At 62.4% G+C, this 15,109-nt stretch carries 13 protein-coding genes; 8 read left to right on the top strand and 5 right to left on the bottom strand.

Going from position 1 to position 15,109, the window contains the following annotated elements; translation table 11 throughout:
- Nucleotides 1-16: 16 nt before the first annotated feature.
- From ASD01_RS31980 to ASD01_RS31955, 6 genes are all read left to right on the top strand, one after another.
- Nucleotides 17-1,030: a carbohydrate ABC transporter permease gene (locus tag ASD01_RS31980; RefSeq protein WP_034800780.1), complete on the top strand. Its 1,014-nt coding sequence runs from the start codon at nucleotides 17-19 to the stop codon at nucleotides 1,028-1,030.
- 1 nt (nucleotide 1,031) lies between these two features.
- Nucleotides 1,032-2,177 carry a carbohydrate ABC transporter permease gene (locus ASD01_RS31975; RefSeq protein WP_034800782.1) on the top strand — a complete coding sequence of 382 codons (1,146 nt, stop codon included), beginning with the start codon at nucleotides 1,032-1,034 and terminating at the stop codon, nucleotides 2,175-2,177.
- Between the two features lie 28 nt (nucleotides 2,178-2,205).
- The gene (gene bglA / locus ASD01_RS31970; RefSeq protein WP_458574512.1) at nucleotides 2,206-3,858 is read left to right on the top strand and encodes a beta-galactosidase BglA; all 1,653 of its coding nucleotides are present in this window, start codon (nucleotides 2,206-2,208) and stop codon (nucleotides 3,856-3,858) included.
- 49 nt (nucleotides 3,859-3,907) lie between these two features.
- On the top strand, nucleotides 3,908-4,996 hold the full coding sequence (locus ASD01_RS31965) for an ABC transporter ATP-binding protein (protein WP_034800786.1): 1,089 nt from the start codon (nucleotides 3,908-3,910) through the stop codon (nucleotides 4,994-4,996).
- Nucleotides 4,997-5,224: 228 nt separating this feature from the next.
- The gene (locus ASD01_RS31960) at nucleotides 5,225-5,632 is read left to right on the top strand and encodes a hypothetical protein (protein ID WP_034800789.1); all 408 of its coding nucleotides are present in this window, start codon (nucleotides 5,225-5,227) and stop codon (nucleotides 5,630-5,632) included.
- A gap of 77 nt (nucleotides 5,633-5,709) precedes the next feature.
- Nucleotides 5,710-6,093 (top strand): GFA family protein, encoded by a 384-nt coding sequence (locus tag ASD01_RS31955; RefSeq protein ID WP_234798730.1) that lies wholly within the window; start codon nucleotides 5,710-5,712, stop codon nucleotides 6,091-6,093.
- Between the two features lie 40 nt (nucleotides 6,094-6,133).
- Here ASD01_RS31955 and edd read toward each other — a convergent pair whose 3' ends face one another.
- The 5 genes from edd to ASD01_RS31930 all read right to left on the bottom strand — a co-directional run bounded on the left by edd (nucleotide 6,134) and on the right by ASD01_RS31930 (nucleotide 13,167).
- Complete coding sequence (edd, locus tag ASD01_RS31950; RefSeq protein WP_034800791.1) at nucleotides 6,134-7,954, bottom strand: phosphogluconate dehydratase; 1,821 nt, start codon at nucleotides 7,952-7,954, stop codon at nucleotides 6,134-6,136.
- A 195-nt stretch (nucleotides 7,955-8,149) separates the two neighbouring features.
- Nucleotides 8,150-8,848: a 6-phosphogluconolactonase gene (pgl, locus tag ASD01_RS31945; protein ID WP_034800794.1), complete on the bottom strand. Its 699-nt coding sequence runs from the start codon at nucleotides 8,846-8,848 to the stop codon at nucleotides 8,150-8,152.
- 8 nt (nucleotides 8,849-8,856) lie between these two features.
- The gene (gene zwf, locus ASD01_RS31940) at nucleotides 8,857-10,332 is read right to left on the bottom strand and encodes a glucose-6-phosphate dehydrogenase (protein ID WP_034800796.1); all 1,476 of its coding nucleotides are present in this window, start codon (nucleotides 10,330-10,332) and stop codon (nucleotides 8,857-8,859) included.
- A 96-nt stretch (nucleotides 10,333-10,428) separates the two neighbouring features.
- Nucleotides 10,429-11,715: an NAD(P)/FAD-dependent oxidoreductase gene (locus ASD01_RS31935; protein ID WP_034800797.1), complete on the bottom strand. Its 1,287-nt coding sequence runs from the start codon at nucleotides 11,713-11,715 to the stop codon at nucleotides 10,429-10,431.
- A 15-nt stretch (nucleotides 11,716-11,730) separates the two neighbouring features.
- Nucleotides 11,731-13,167: a glutamine synthetase family protein gene (locus tag ASD01_RS31930; RefSeq protein ID WP_034800800.1), complete on the bottom strand. Its 1,437-nt coding sequence runs from the start codon at nucleotides 13,165-13,167 to the stop codon at nucleotides 11,731-11,733.
- A gap of 123 nt (nucleotides 13,168-13,290) precedes the next feature.
- On the opposite strand from ASD01_RS31930, the gene ASD01_RS31925 reads away from it, so the two are divergent.
- A complete protein-coding gene (locus ASD01_RS31925) occupies nucleotides 13,291-14,475 on the top strand; it encodes a BaiN/RdsA family NAD(P)/FAD-dependent oxidoreductase (RefSeq protein WP_034800802.1) in 1,185 nt (394 codons plus the stop codon).
- A gap of 235 nt (nucleotides 14,476-14,710) precedes the next feature.
- A complete protein-coding gene (locus ASD01_RS36330; RefSeq protein WP_089044690.1) occupies nucleotides 14,711-14,857 on the top strand; it encodes a hypothetical protein in 147 nt (48 codons plus the stop codon).
- Nucleotides 14,858-15,109: the final 252 nt, after the last annotated feature.

Raw genomic sequence — 15,109 nt, 5'->3', positions numbered from 1 at the left:
AGGGGAGGGACATGTCATGTTTTATCAGCTTGCCGCTGCTGCGGGGTTCATGCTGGCCGGTGTGCTCGGCTGCGCCGCCTATTTCTGGGGAACAAGCTTCGTCCTCGACCTGATCTTCCCGTCCAAGGGAAAATCCGGTGCGGTTGCGTCGCGGAACCTGCGGATCACCAATGCCATCCGGCCGTGGCTGTTCCTGGCGCCGGCGCTCTTCGCGCTTGCGACCTATCTCATCTATCCGGTCTTCATGTCGCTCTGGTACAGCGTGCACGATCGCGCCGGGCAGAATTTCGTCGGCGTCAGCAACTACGCCTGGATGATCAATGACGGCGAGTTCCGTCAGTCGATCTACAACAATTTCCTCTGGCTGCTCGTCGTCCCGGCGCTTGCGACCTTCTTCGGCCTGGTGATCGCTGCGCTCACCGACAGGATCTGGTGGGGCAACATCGCAAAAACCTTGATCTTCATGCCGATGGCGATCTCGTTCGTCGGCGCTGCGGTCATCTGGAAATTCATCTATGACTTCCGGCCTGAAGGGGCAGAGCAGATCGGCCTTCTGAACGCCATCGTCGTTGCCTTCGGCGCCGCGCCGCAGGCCTGGATCACGCTGCCCTTCTGGAACAACTTCTTCCTGATGGCGATCCTCGTCTGGATCCAGACCGGCTTTGCCATGGTCATCCTGTCGGCAGCCCTTCGTGGCATCCCGGAGGAGACGATCGAGGCTGCCGTCATCGACGGCGCCAATGGCTGGCAGATCTTCTTCAAGATCATGGTGCCGCAGATCTGGGGCACGATCGCCGTCGTCTGGACGACCATCACCATCCTGGTGCTGAAGGTCTTCGACATCGTGCTCGCCATGACCAACGGCCAGTGGCAGAGCCAGGTGCTCGCCAACCTCATGTTCGACTGGATGTTCCGCGGTGGCGGCGACTTCGGCCGAGGGGCTGCGATCGCCGTCGTCATCATGATCCTCGTCATTCCGATCATGGTCTGGAACATCCGCAATGCGGCCAAGGAAATGAAGGGGCACTGAGATGAACCCAGCGACACGCTCTCCCCTCATGTGGGTCGTCCACCTCTCGGTCTTTCTGATCGTCGCACTGTGGACGCTGCCGACCGCAGGCCTTCTGATCTCGTCGCTGCGCGACAAGGACCAGCTTGCCGTCTCCGGCTGGTGGACTTCCCTTTCGACTTCGTCGCAGAACACCGTCGTGAGAGCGCCCGGCCCCGAAAGCCAGGTGGAGCGCGACGGCAAGTTCGTGATCTCCGGCAATTTGCTCGAAGGTCAGCCGGGCCAGATCTCCGCCTTCGGCTTCAACAGCCGTGAGCCGACTGCGTTCAGGGCCGGCGAAACCGCCGAGCTCAACGACGGCGAGAAACTGACCGTTCAGGCCGACGGCAACTTCGAGATCGTTTCCGACAAGAAGATGGAGGGATCGCGCGGCCAGCGCGTCTTCGTCACCGCATCATCGCCGCCGCGCTTTACCTTCGACAACTATGTCGAAGTCCTGAGCGCCGAAGGCATCGGCCGCTCCTTCATCAATTCGCTGACGGTCGCCGTGCCAGCGACCATCATCCCGATCATGATCGCCGCCTTCGCGGCCTATGCGCTTGCCTGGATGCCGTTTCCGGGCCGTGCGATCCTGATCGCCGTGGTCGTCGGCCTCCTCGTCGTGCCGCTGCAGATGTCGCTGATCCCGCTCTTGAAGCTTTATAACGGCGTCGGCGCCTTCTTTGGCGTGCCGGCCAAGACCTATGTCGGCATTTGGCTCGCCCATACCGGTTTCGGCCTGCCGCTGGCGATCTATCTGCTTCGCAACTACATGGCCGGCCTGCCGCGCGAAATCATGGAATCCGCCCGCGTCGATGGCGCCAGCGATTTCGATATCTTCGTCAAGATCATCCTGCCGCTGTCCTTCCCGGCGCTCGCTTCCTTCGCGATCTTCCAGTTCCTGTGGACCTGGAACGACCTGCTGGTCGCCATCGTGTTCCTGGGCGCGGGGCCTGACGAACTGGTTCTGACCGGCCGGCTCGTCAACTTGCTCGGTTCACGCGGCGGCAACTGGGAGATCCTGACGGCCTCCGCCTTCATTACCATCATCGTTCCGCTGATCGTCTTCTTCAGCCTGCAGCGCTATCTCGTGCGCGGCCTGCTGGCGGGCTCGGTCAAGGGCGGCTGACATCTAAGGACTTTCGACGACAATGAGCATGACCGAAATGAGCACTTCCACTTTGCAGGCCGATCGGGATTGGTGGCGCGGCGCGATGATCTACCAGATCTATCCGCGCTCCTACCAGGACTCCAACGGCGACGGCATCGGTGACCTCAAGGGCATCGTTGCCCGCTTGCCGCATATTGCCGCCCTCGGTGCCGACGCAATCTGGATTTCGCCGTTCTTCACCTCGCCGATGAAGGACTTCGGTTATGACGTCTCCAACTATAGCGATGTCGACCCGATCTTCGGCAGCCTTGCCGACTTCGACGCGGTCATAGCCGAGGCGCACCGCCTTGGCATCCGGGTGATGATCGACCTTGTTCTCTCGCACACGTCGGACCAGCATCCCTGGTTCGTCGAAAGTCGGTCGAGCCGGACGAACGCGAAGGCTGATTGGTACGTCTGGGCTGATTCCAGGCCGGACGGCACCCCGCCCAACAACTGGCTGTCGATCTTCGGCGGCTCGGCCTGGGCGTGGGATCCGACGCGCCTGCAATATTACATGCACAACTTCCTGACCTCGCAGCCGGACCTCAACCTGCACAATCCGGAAGTGCAGGATGCACTGCTGGCCGTCGAGCGTTTCTGGCTGGAGCGCGGCGTCGACGGCTTCCGCCTCGACACCATCAACTTCTATTTCCACGACAAGCAGCTGCGCGACAATCCGGCGCTGGCGCCGGAGCGCCGTAACGCCCAGACCGCACCGGCGGTCAACCCCTACAACTATCAGGAACATCTCTACGACAAGAACCAGCCGGAGAACCTCGAGTTCCTGAAGCGCTTCCGCGCCGTTATGGACGAGTTCCCGGCGATCGCTGCGGTCGGCGAAGTCGGCGACAGCCAGCGCGGGTTGGAGATCGCCGGCGAATATACCTCCGGCGGCGACAAGATGCAGATGTGCTACGCCTTCGAATTCCTGGCGCCGGATCCGCTGACACCGGCGACTGTCGCCGAGGTTCTGAGGAATTTTCAGAAGGCCGCGCCCGAGGGCTGGGCCTGCTGGGCGTTTTCCAACCACGATGTCGTGCGCCATGTCAGCCGCTGGGGGAAAGGCGTGGCCGACCGCGACGCCCACGCCAAGCTGCTGGCGAGCCTTTTGATGTCTTTGCGCGGCTCGGTCTGCATCTATCAGGGCGAGGAACTGGCGCTGTCGGAAGCCGAGCTTGCCTATGAAGACCTGAAGGATCCCTATGGCATCCAGTTCTGGCCGGATTTCAAGGGTCGCGACGGTTGCCGCACACCGATGGTCTGGGACGGTGCCACGGTCAATGGCGGCTTCGGCAGCGCAAAACCCTGGCTGCCAGTTCCGGCCGAACATCTCGCCCGCGCCGTGTCGGCGCAGCAGGGCGATCCGGCCTCGGTGCTCGAGCACTACCGTCGCTTCCTGCATTTCCGCAAGGCGTATCCGGCGTTTGCCAAGGGCGAGATCGAGTTCCTGAGCACGGACGGCTCGGTGCTTGCTTTCGTGCGCAGCCACGGCAACGAGAATCTTTTCTGCCTGTTCAACATGAGCGGCGTGCCGGCTGCGGCCACGCTGCCGAACGAGCCGGTGGCTGCATTGGAAGGGCACGGCTTCGTGTCCGAGGTCAAGAACGGAACGGTGCATCTGCCGGCCTGGGGCGCCTACTTCGCGCGGCTGGTGTGAAGGCAGATGACAACAGAGATAGACGGGAAGAACCGAAGAGGAGGGTGCAATGACGGGTCTGCTGCTTAAAGATATCCGCAAGTCCTACGGCGCGGTCGATGTCATCCACGGCATCAATCTCGACATCAAGCAGGGCGAGTTCATCGTTTTCGTCGGCCCGTCCGGCTGTGGAAAGTCGACGCTTCTGCGCATGATTGCCGGTCTCGAGGAGATCACTGGCGGCGATATGTTCATCGACGGCGAGCGCGTCAACACCGTGCCCCCGTCGAAGCGCGGCATCGCCATGGTGTTCCAGTCCTACGCGCTCTATCCGCACATGACCGTCTACGACAACATGGCTTTCGGCATGCGGATCGCCAAGGAAAGCAAGGAAGAGATCGACCGTCGCGTGCGCAACGCCGCCGATATCCTGCAGCTGACCAAGTATCTCGACCGTCTGCCGAAGGCGCTCTCCGGCGGGCAGAGACAGCGCGTCGCCATCGGCCGCGCCATCTGCCGTGACCCCAAGGTCTTCCTATTCGACGAGCCGCTCTCGAACCTCGACGCGGCCCTTCGTGTCGCCACCCGCATCGAGATCGCCAAGCTCAGCGAACAGATGGCGGGCACGACGATGATCTACGTCACCCACGACCAGGTGGAGGCAATGACGCTCGCCGACCGCATCGTCGTGCTGTCGCAGGGGCACATCGAGCAGGTAGGCCCGCCGCTCGAACTCTATGAGCGTCCGGCCAATCTGTTCGTCGCGCGCTTCATCGGCTCGCCGGCGATGAACATCATCCCTTCGACGATCACGGCGACCGGCGCGCAGACGACGGTGAAGCTGACCGGCGGTAAGAGCGTGACGCTCGATATCCCGACCGACTCCTCGCAGAACGGCAAGATTGCGAGTTTCGGCGTTCGCCCGGAAGACCTGCAGGTCTCGATAGGCGACGACTTCCTGTTCGAAGGCACGATCTCGATCGTTGAGGCGCTCGGCGAAGTGACCCTGCTCTATATCGAGGGTCTCGTCGACAAGGAGCCGATCATCGCCAAGATCCCCGGCATCCTGCCGGTTCACCGCGGCGACAAGGTGCGCTTCACGGCCGACAAGGCCAAGCTACACCTCTTCAACGACGAGGGCCGCAGCTACCGCGTCTGAAGCAATTGCAGGAAAAGTGCGAAGCGGTTTTCCGTCCGGAGTTGCGGCCTACTTCCAAGGAAACGTGCGAAGCGGCTTTGCGTTGAGGATTGCGTAACCAAGATTCCTGGTCACGAACTTGCTCCGCCCGGTTTTTGCCGGGCGGTTTTTCATCCGGTCGTCGGACCAACCGTCTGTTAAATCTCTGCCGCTAGTCTGTATCAAAAGGGGATATGGAAAGGCATTTCGATGAACGGCGCGGCACCTGTCTTGCAGCACTTCCTGAACAAGGAAGAGTCCTTCATGTACGATCGGGAGACCAGTTTCCCGATGGAGGACACGCGAAACGAGGCGCGCATCGAATACACTGAGAAGGGCATGACGCAACTGAGCTCTCGTCGCTGCGAAATCATCAAGCTTTCGAAAAGCGGCGCGCTGATCAGCATCCTCACGCAGTACCAGCTGCCACAGAATTTCTACCTGGATATCCCGAGCGCACGCATCCAGATGGTCGGCTGCCTGTTGAAGCGGGTGCATGCCAACAACGTCATCGAGGCGCGCTTCCTGCGCATGCTGACCGACCGCGACCTCAATCGTATCTTCGTCTACAGCAGCCATCCGAACCACCGCAACCGGACGCTCGACATCTACCGCTGAGTGCCATGCTGGGCTTGACGGCTCCACCGCGCTCAATGGATGGTTGTGGTCTCAATCAACGGATTCGGACCTGAACCATGCAGCGACCCTATCGGCTTTCGTGCCATTGCGGCGATATCGCCGTCGAAGTCGACCAAGAGCTTGGTGGTCTCGTCGACTGCAACTGCTCGACCTGCCGGCGCTCCGGCTTTCTGCACTGGAAGGTGGACGCCGCAAAGGTAAAGCTCTTGACCGAAAAGCGTCGCCTGTCGAGCTACATCTGGCGCGGCGTCAACGAGGGGCACCATTTCTGCCCGACCTGTTCGACCCCGATCATGCGCAGCGGCTATCCGGATAACAAGATCTCGATCAATGCGCGCTGCATCGAGGGGTTGATGTCTTCACGCTGGAAATCGAGCGCTATGACGGGCGCAACGACATGTTCCCCGGGCCACTGCCCTGAGCTTTTCACGATCGTTTGAAGACCAAGCGCCGCCCCAACGGGAGCGGCGCTTTTCTATGTCAGTGGAAGAGAACGCTGGCGCCCTGATCAGCCGCACCCGCGATCGCGCGGAACGGCGCGAACAGCTCGCGGCCCATGCCGAAGTCGTTGTCCGACAGATCCGCATGCGCGGGCACACGTGTCTTGAGTGCGATGTCCTCGACCAACACCTCGATCGTTCCGGCAACAGCGTCGATGCGGACGATATCGCCTTCCTGGATGCGGGCGATCGGGCCGCCGTCCTTGGCCTCCGGCGTCACGTGGATTGCCGCCGGCACCTTGCCGGACGCACCCGACATGCGGCCGTCCGTCAGGATGGCGACGCGCTGGCCGCGGTCCTGCAGAATGCCGAGCACGGTCGTCAGCTTGTGCAGTTCCGGCATGCCGTTGGCCTTCGGGCCCTGGAAGCGCACGACGGCGACGAAGTCGCCCTCGAGCTTGCCGGCCTTGAAGGCGGCATTGAGCTCGGCCTGGTCGTGGAAGATCTTGGCTGGCGCCTCGATGATGTGACGGTCCGGCTTGACGGCAGAGATCTTGATGACGGCCTTGCCGAGATTGCCGGTCAGCATTTTCAGGCCGCCCGAATGCTGGAACGGCTGATCGATGGTCGCAAGCACCTTCGGGTCAGCGCTTTCCTTCGGCGTCGGCACGCGTTCGACATTGCCGTCGGCGCCAAGCCGGACGTCGATCTTGTAGGCGTCGAGCCCCTGGCCGACGACGGTGCGCACGTCGTCGTGCAGCAGGCCGGCGCGAAGCAGCTGGCTGATCAGGAAGCCCATGCCGCCGGCGGCGTGGAAGTGGTTCACGTCGGCAAGCCCGTTCGGATAGACGCGGGCCAGCAGCGGAACGATGTCCGAGAGCTCTGAAATGTCCTGCCAGGTGAGCACGATGCCGGCAGCCCGCGCCATGGCGACGAGGTGCATCGTGTGGTTGGTCGAGCCGCCGGTCGCATGCAGGCCGACGACGCCGTTGACGATCGAGCGCTCGTCGATCATTTCGCCCGCCGGGGTGAACTCGTTGCCCATGGCGGTGATCGCCAGCGCCCGCTTAGCGGCTTCCTTGGTCAGCGCGTCGCGCAGCGGCGTGCCCGGATTGATGAAGGAAGCGCCGGGCAGGTGGAAGCCCATGATCTCCATCAGCATCTGGTTGGAGTTGGCGGTGCCGTAGAAGGTGCAGGTTCCCGGTCCGTGGTAGGACTTGGATTCCGCCTCGAGCAGTTCGTCGCGGCCGACCTTGCCTTCGGCGAACAACTGGCGGACCCGCGCCTTCTCGTCGTTCGGTAGGCCCGAGGTCATTGGTCCGGCGGGAACGAAGATCGCCGGCAGGTGGCCGAAGGTGAGCGCTGCGATCACGAGGCCCGGCACGATCTTGTCGCAGACGCCGAGATAGACGGTGGAATCAAACATGTTGTGCGACAGGCCGACGCCGGCGGCCATGGCGATCAGGTCGCGGGAAAACAGCGAGAGCTCCATGCCCGGCTGCCCCTGCGTGACGCCGTCGCACATGGCCGGCACGCCGCCGGCAACCTGTGCGACGCCCCCTGCCTCGCTTGCCGCCTGGCGGATCAGCGCCGGATAGGTCTCGAACGGCTGATGCGCCGAAAGCATGTCATTGTAGGAGGTGATGATGCCGAGATTGGCCACGCGGTCGCCCGCAAGCGCTACCTTCTCGGCGGGGGAACAGACCGCAAATCCATGCGCGAGGTTGCCGCAGCCGAGCACGCTGCGATGCGGACCGCTCGATGCCGCCCGGCGGACGCGATCGAGATAGGGCTCGCGGTGGGGTTTCGAGCGCTCGACGATGCGAGCCGTGATCGAGGCAATGCGGGAATCGGCGGACATGACAAATCCTGTTCCGGAGTCTTCAGACTCCTCATCTTCATCCAGTCATCGTCCGGAGCGCGGCGAGCTTGGGAGAGCGCAAGCCGCGTCCCGGCGTTTCTCAGAAACACCTGTCCATTCCGACGGGAGCGCGCCACCGGCTGAACGTGTCTCCAAAGTTCCTATCGGGCCGGTTCGGCCCAACATCATTCCGATCTACGGCGCCCAGTAAATCTGCACCGGCGACGCGGCGCGGCGCAGCATCGCGCGGATCGGCATGTCCTTCTCGTCGCCAGCTTCTTCGGCCTTGGCGAGAACCGTCTTCTTGCCTTCGCCTTCGATGTGCAGCACCAGAAGCCGCGCATCCTGGAGGCTGGCAAAAGTAAAGGTCAGCCGGGTTTCGCCGGCACCCTCGGCTTCCATCGTGATCACGCCGCGCGGCGTTGCCGGATCGATGGCGCGCGCGAGCTGCGATCCGCCCGGGAAGAACGATGCAGTGTGCCCGTCCGTTCCCATGCCGAGGATCGCCACGTCGAACGGTGCACCGATCTTCGCCGTTTCCCGGCTTGCGAGATCAGCCGCGGCCTCCGCTGTCGGGGCCGCCTGGTAGAGCGGCAGGAAAGTTGCTGCAGCGGCCTTGTCCTGAAGCAGGTTGGCCGCCACGAGGCCGTGGTTGGAGCGGTCGCTTTCCGGCGGCACGAAGCGTTCGTCGACCAGCGTCACCGTCACCTTGTCCCAGGCGATGTCCTTCTTCGAAAGCGCCTGGAAGAATGCCTTGGGCGTGGAGCCGCCGGAGACGGCGATGCTTGCGGAGCCGCGTGCGGCGACACCGGCAGCAAGAGCGCTGCTGACCGCATCGGCAAGGCCTTGCGCCAGTGCTGCGCCGTTTTCGAATGTATGAAGCTTAGACGTCATCGGCGCACCTATATCGCGTCGTTCCAGGTCCGGCCGTCACGCTCGATCAGCGCAATTGACTGGCTCGGACCCCAGGTGCCGGCGGTGTAGCCCTGAACCTGCTGCCCGGTTTCTTCCCAGGCCTTCAGGATCGGATCGACCCACTTCCATGCGGCCTCGACCTCGTCGCGGCGCACGAACAGCGTCTGGTTGTTGCGGATGACGTCGAAGAGCAGCCGCTCATAGGCATCCGCATTGCGCACGGCGAAGGCTTCGGCAAAGCTCATGTCCAGCGAGACGCTGCGCAGGCGCATGCCGCCCGGGCCCGGGTCCTTGATCATCAGCGACTGCTTCACGCCTTCGTTCGGCTGCAGGCGGATGACCAGTTGGTTGGCCGAGATGCGGCCGGCATTGCTGTCGAAGATCGAATGCGGGATCTGCTTGAAGGTGATGACGATTTCCGACATGCGGCCGGCAAGGCGCTTGCCGGTGCGGATGTAGAAAGGCACGCCGGCCCAGCGCCAGTTGCTGACTTCCGCCTTGATCGCCACAAAGGTCTCGGTGTTCGAAACGCCGCCTTCGAGTTCTTCGAGGTAGCCCTTGACCGGGCCGCCGGCCGAAGCGCCGGCGCGGTACTGGCCGCGCACCGTCACCTGCTCGACATTCGACGAGGTGATCGGCTTCAGCGCGCGCAGAACCTTCAGCTTCTCGTCGCGCACCGCTTCGGCGTCCATCGAGGTCGGCGCTTCCATGGCGACGAAGCAGACGAGCTGCAGGATGTGGTTCTGCACCATGTCGCGCAGCGCGCCGGCCTTGTCGTAGTAGCCGGCACGATTTTCAAGCCCGACGGCTTCCGACACGGTGATCTGCACGTGGTCGATATGGGCCGAGTTCCACAGCGGCTCGTAGAGCGCGTTGGCAAAGCGCAGCGCCATCAGGTTCTGCACCGTCTCCTTGCCGAGATAGTGGTCGATGCGGAAGATCTGCTCTTCGCGGAAAACCTTGCCGATCGTGTCGTTGAGTTCGGTCGCAGAGGCGAGGTCGCGGCCGATCGGCTTTTCGACGACGATGCGGGTGTTCTTGGTGATCAGCTTGTGATCGCGGATGCGCTCGGAGATGTCGCCGAAGATCGCAGGGCCGACGGCGAGATAGAAGGCGCGGATGCGCTCCTTGCCCTCTTCGAGGATCTTCTTCAGCGAGTCCCAACCCTGGTCGGACTTGGCGTCGACGGAGACGTAGAACAGGCGTGCAGCGAACTTCGCGACTTCCTCTTCCTTGTACTCTTCCGCCTTCAGATGTTCCTTCAGAGCATCGACGGCAAACTTGCGATAGTCCTCATGGCTGAGCGCCGCGCGCGAGGCGCCGATGATGCGCGTCGGCTCGGTGATCTGGCCTTCCAACTGGCGGTGATAGAGCGCCGGCAACAGCTTGCGCTCCGCAAGATCGCCGGTGCCCCCGAACACCACATAGTCAAATGGTTCGACGGGGATGATCTGGCTGCTCATGGGATATCTCGATCTGTTCAGGTCAGGGGCACATATAATCTAATCGATTTAAAGGCGCTAGAGTGCGGCGCAATAAAATGCCGCCGCAAGCGTTTTTCAAAACCTGTCGCGTAATGCGTACCAGCTAAGCGCGAAGAAGAGAAGGGCGGAGCGGAACCGGGTTCCGCCCGGAAAAGCCGGGATTTTCAGAGCCTTCAAGAGGTCGAGCTCGGTGCCCTTGCCGAGCGCCAGGTCCGCATAGAGCTTGCCGCAATAGTTGGAGAGCATCACACCGTGGCCGGAATAGCCGCCGATCGAGGTGACGCCCGGCATGACCTCGCGACAAAAGGGGGTGCGCGGCATGGTGATACCGACGGAGCCGCCCCAGGCGTGGGTGATCTCGACATTGGCGAGCTGCGGGTAGATCTCGCTGATCTGCCGGCGGATATGGGTGGAGATGTCGCGCGGATTGTCGGCCGTATAGGCTTCGCGGCCGCCGAACAGCAGCCGACCATCCCGCGACTTGCGGAAGTAGCGCACGACGAAGCGCGAATCGTCGACCGATTCGCCGCCGGGAATGACATCAGGGTGGTCCGAAAGCACCGTCGTCGCGCCGATGAAGGAACGGATCGGCATGACGTGGCTGGCGCTCACCGGCTCCAGGTTGCCGATATAGGCATTGCAGGCGACGAGAACGCGGTCGGCGGTGATGGTGCCGCGGTCGGTGGCAATGACGATCGCGCCACCCTGGCGGTCGATTTTCAGGGCCCTGGTCTGCTCGAAAAGGTTGGCGCCGGCAAGCGCTGCCTGTTTCGCAAGGCCGACCAGCAGCTTCATGGGGTGGATATGGCCGGTGCCGGCATCGCGAATGCCGAAGTGGTAGTGGTTCGATCCGAGCCGGCTTGCTGTTTCCTCGCGCTCCATGAAAGTCAGATGCGGATAGCCGAAGCGCGCCGCCATCGCTTCGGCATGGTCGCGATAGTCTTTTTCGAGGCTTTGCTTGTGCCCGACCGAGAGCTGGCCTGGCACGAATTCGATGTCGATCCCGTTCCCGTTCGCGAAGTCGAGCACGTAACGCTTGGCGTTCTCGGCCATGTCGAACAGTGCCTGCGCCCGCTCATGGCCGAGGCTTTCCTCCGTCTCATCCGCCCAGGCGCGCTGACCTGTGCCGAACTGGCCGCCATTGCGGCCAGAGGCGCCGTCGCCGAAGCGGCAGGCGTCGATCAGGGTGACGTCGACGCCTTGCTTGGCAAGGTTGTAAGCCGCCTGCAATCCCGTATAGCCGCCGCCCACGATCGCGACATTGGCTTTCCGCGATCCCGGCATGGCCGGATACTCCGGTCGGTCCGGAACCGTCGCCTCATACCAGGAGTAACCGGGCGAGATCGGGCTTTGCCAGGACATGGAGAACCTCTGAGGTCAGACGTTGAGAAGCAGGAATTCGCGTTCCCAGGGACTGATGACCTGCATGAAGGTCTCGAACTCGCCGCGTTTGACGCCGGCATAGATGGCGATGAACTCCGGGCTCAGCACCTCGGCCAGCGACGGTGCCGATTCCAGTAGGGCCACGGCTTCGAGCAGGCCGCGGGGCAAGTCGATCTCGCCCTCGTTGGCCGTGTCCTCGGTCGGCGCCGTCGGTTCGCGCTGTTCGATGATGCCGAGATAACCGCAGGCAAGCGAGGCCGCGAGCGCCAGATAGGGATTGGCATCTGAACTCGGCAGCCGGTTCTCGATACGCCGGGCGACCGGCTCCGACACCGGGATGCGGAAGGCGGTGGTGCGGTTGTCGTAACCCCAGGCGGTGTTGACCGGCGCCGACATGTCGGGCGTCAGTCGGCGGAAGGAGTTCACATAGGGCGCCATCATCACAAGCGTGCGCGGCACATAGTGCTGCATGCCGCCAATGAAGTGGAAGAATTCCTTCGATGCGGAACCGTCCGGGTTGGAGAACAGGTTGCGGCCGGTGTTGATCTCGACCACCGACTGGTGAATGTGCATCGCCGAGCCCGGCTGGCCCTGCATGGGCTTCGCCATGAAGGTGGCGTAGATGCCGTGTTTCAGCGCCGCCTCGCGGATGGTGCGCTTGAACAGGAACACCTGGTCGGCCAGCTCGATCGGATCGCCATGGCGCAGGTTGATCTCCAGCTGCGCCGGCCCTTCTTCGTGGATCAGCGTATCGATCTCGAGACCCTGCTTCTCCGAGAAGTGGTAGATGTCGTCGATCAGTTCGTCGAATTCGTTGATGCCGGCGATCGAATAGCCCTGGCCGCCGAGAATCGAGCGACCGGAGCGGCCCTTCGGTGGATGCAGGGGATAATCCGGATCGTCATTGGTGGCGACGAGGTAGAATTCGATCTCGGGTGCTACGACCGGCTTCCAGCCTTTCTGCTTGTAGAGATCGACCACGCGCTTCAGCACGTTGCGCGGCGTGTAGCTGATCTGTTCGCCCTGCGATCCGACGATGTCGCAGATCACCTGCGCCGTCGGGTCGGTCTCCCAGGGCACGACCGAAAGGGTCGAGAGATCGGGCACGAGCTTGATGTCGCTGTCGCGGGAATCGTAGCGGAACTGGCCGGTTTCGTCTGGATATTCGCCCGAGATCGTGTGGCGATAGACGGCGGACGGCAGCGCCAGCGAGGTATTGGAGGTGAACTTCGAGGTCGGCATCATCTTGCCGCGCGGAACGCCGGCAAGATCGGGCGTGATGCATTCGACGTCTTCGATGCCGCGGATCTTGAGCCAGTCCGTGGCTTCCTTCCAGGTCTTTACACCTCGGAGGGAGTGGAGGGCGGGAGGTATTTTCGAAGTTTTGCTGATTTTCGTTGTTTGTTGGGCAGCACTTCTCTTGGAGGGCATAAATCACCGGTTTTGGCTTCGGATAGCGCATCATAACCACAGATTGGCAATTGGCTAGATGGGCTTGATCATTGACTTTCTGCTTTGCCCCCGGAATGGAAGGACAAACGAGCGGAGTGTTTCGTGGCTGAAAAGACAGATGTGGTCATCATTGGCGCCGGTGCCGCCGGCATGATGTGCGCCATCGAGGCGGGCAAGCGCGGCCGCCGCGTGGCCGTGCTCGACCATGCCAAGGCGCCGGGCGAAAAGATCCGCATCTCCGGCGGCGGCCGCTGCAATTTCACGAACATCCATGCGGGACCGAAGAACTTCCTGTCGACCAACCCGCATTTCTCAAAGTCGGCGCTGGCGCGCTACACCCCGCGCGATTTCCTGGCTCTTGTCGAAAAGCATGGCATAGCCTGGCACGAAAAGACCCTCGGCCAACTCTTCTGCGACCATTCGGCGAAAGACATCATCAAGATGCTGCTTTCCGAAATGCGTGACGTGCATGCCGATCTTCGCCTCGAAACGGCGATCGAGAGTGTCGAGCGCCATGGCGCCGGTTTTCGCGTGATGACGGGCGAGGGGCCGATCGATGCGCAGTCGCTGGTCGTTGCCAGCGGCGGCAAGTCGATCCCGAAGATGGGGGCGACCGGGCTTGCCTACCGGATCGCCGAGCAGTTCGGTCTCGGGCTCATTGAAACGCGGCCCGGTCTCGTGCCGCTGACGCTCGACCCGGCGCAGCTCGAAGCGATCGGGGAACTGGCCGGCGTCGCCGCAGATGCGGAAGCGCGGTCCGGCAAGACGGCGTTCCGCGAGGCGGTGCTGATCACCCATCGCGGCCTGAGCGGCCCTGCGATCCTGCAGATATCCTCCTATTGGCGCGAAGGGCAGGAGATCGTGCTCAGGCTGATGCCCGACATCGACATTGCCGCGATCCTGAAAGAAATCCGCCGCACCCACGGCAAACAGGCGGTGCAGACGGCGCTCGGCGATATCCTGCCGCGGCGGCTGGCACAGTTTTTCGCCGACGGCGCAAAGCTGACCGGGCGCCAGCTTGCCGACCTCTCGGATAAGGCCATCAATCAGCTTGCTACCTCGATCCAGGCCTGGACCATCAAGCCAGCCGGTTCGGAAGGCTACCGGACGGCCGAAGTTACGCTTGGCGGCGTCGATACCAACGGGCTCGACTCCAAGACGATGCAGGCCAAGGCGGTGCCGGGGCTCTATTTTGTCGGTGAGTGCGTCGATGTGACCGGATGGCTCGGCGGCTACAATTTCCAATGGGCCTGGGCATCGGGCTTTGCGGCCGGCCAGGACGCCTGATCTCCCCGCTTTTGGCGGATCGAGCTTCAGTGATTGTTAATGTATCTCGCCGAACCTTTATCCTTGTCGGCACAGCCGGCAGTTGGTGGATCGGATTGTCGCGTAAACGGAAATAACACTGTTTCTAATTTTTTGACTTTCTTCCGCCACGGCATGGCTGCAATATAACTGTGACAGGCAATGCGGGGTCATCCGGACCGAACGTTGCCGGTCAATGTGACAAGGACAGGATGCCATGAACCAAATCCGCCGCCGTCCCCGCGCCATCGCGATCGCCCGCACCGATGAAAGCCGTCAGCAGAAGGCCGTGCTCACGCGCCTCGCCTTGATTGCATTCTTTGCCGTTGCTGCCCTCGCAGCCCTCCCGGCTCTTTGGTTCTGAGTTCAGGGGATCGGCCCTGAGCGGCCGTCTCTCGGGCGCATTTGACGCGTCCGCGCACGCCTACGGATTTTCTGTCGCGGGCGGAACGCGCTTATACAAATTTTAATCGTTCAAAACAGATAGTGTGACGATGTGAGTTTCGTCAGGTTCACGTTGCCGAGGAGTGGCGCCGTGGATCCGCAATGATTGCCGACGGACTGGCGGTGTGCGCCGCATGATTTTTCGAAAAACATCAGCCTGTTTGCGCATCGG

Origin of the sequence: Ensifer sp. Root423 (assembly GCF_001426275.1) — a bacterium.
Classification (GTDB): Bacteria; Pseudomonadota; Alphaproteobacteria; order Rhizobiales; family Rhizobiaceae; genus Ensifer; species Ensifer adhaerens.
Note: the sequence above shows the minus strand (reverse complement) of the source record. Positions and strands in the feature narration are given on the sequence as shown.

Coding starts and splice junctions, on each gene's coding strand:
- ASD01_RS31960 (WP_034800789.1), top strand. CDS start 5,225: ATGAACGGCGCGGCACCTGTCTTGCAGCACTTCCTGAACAAGGAAGAG.
- ASD01_RS31980 (WP_034800780.1), top strand. CDS start 17: ATGTTTTATCAGCTTGCCGCTGCTGCGGGGTTCATGCTGGCCGGTGTG.
- ASD01_RS31955 (WP_234798730.1), top strand. CDS start 5,710: ATGCAGCGACCCTATCGGCTTTCGTGCCATTGCGGCGATATCGCCGTC.
- ASD01_RS36330 (WP_089044690.1), top strand. CDS start 14,711: ATGAACCAAATCCGCCGCCGTCCCCGCGCCATCGCGATCGCCCGCACC.
- ASD01_RS31965 (WP_034800786.1), top strand. CDS start 3,908: ATGACGGGTCTGCTGCTTAAAGATATCCGCAAGTCCTACGGCGCGGTC.
- bglA (WP_458574512.1), top strand. CDS start 2,206: ATGACCGAAATGAGCACTTCCACTTTGCAGGCCGATCGGGATTGGTGG.
- edd (WP_034800791.1), bottom strand. CDS start 7,954: ATGTCCGCCGATTCCCGCATTGCCTCGATCACGGCTCGCATCGTCGAG.
- ASD01_RS31930 (WP_034800800.1), bottom strand. CDS start 13,167: ATGCCCTCCAAGAGAAGTGCTGCCCAACAAACAACGAAAATCAGCAAA.
- pgl (WP_034800794.1), bottom strand. CDS start 8,848: ATGACGTCTAAGCTTCATACATTCGAAAACGGCGCAGCACTGGCGCAA.
- zwf (WP_034800796.1), bottom strand. CDS start 10,332: ATGAGCAGCCAGATCATCCCCGTCGAACCATTTGACTATGTGGTGTTC.
- ASD01_RS31935 (WP_034800797.1), bottom strand. CDS start 11,715: ATGTCCTGGCAAAGCCCGATCTCGCCCGGTTACTCCTGGTATGAGGCG.
- ASD01_RS31975 (WP_034800782.1), top strand. CDS start 1,032: ATGAACCCAGCGACACGCTCTCCCCTCATGTGGGTCGTCCACCTCTCG.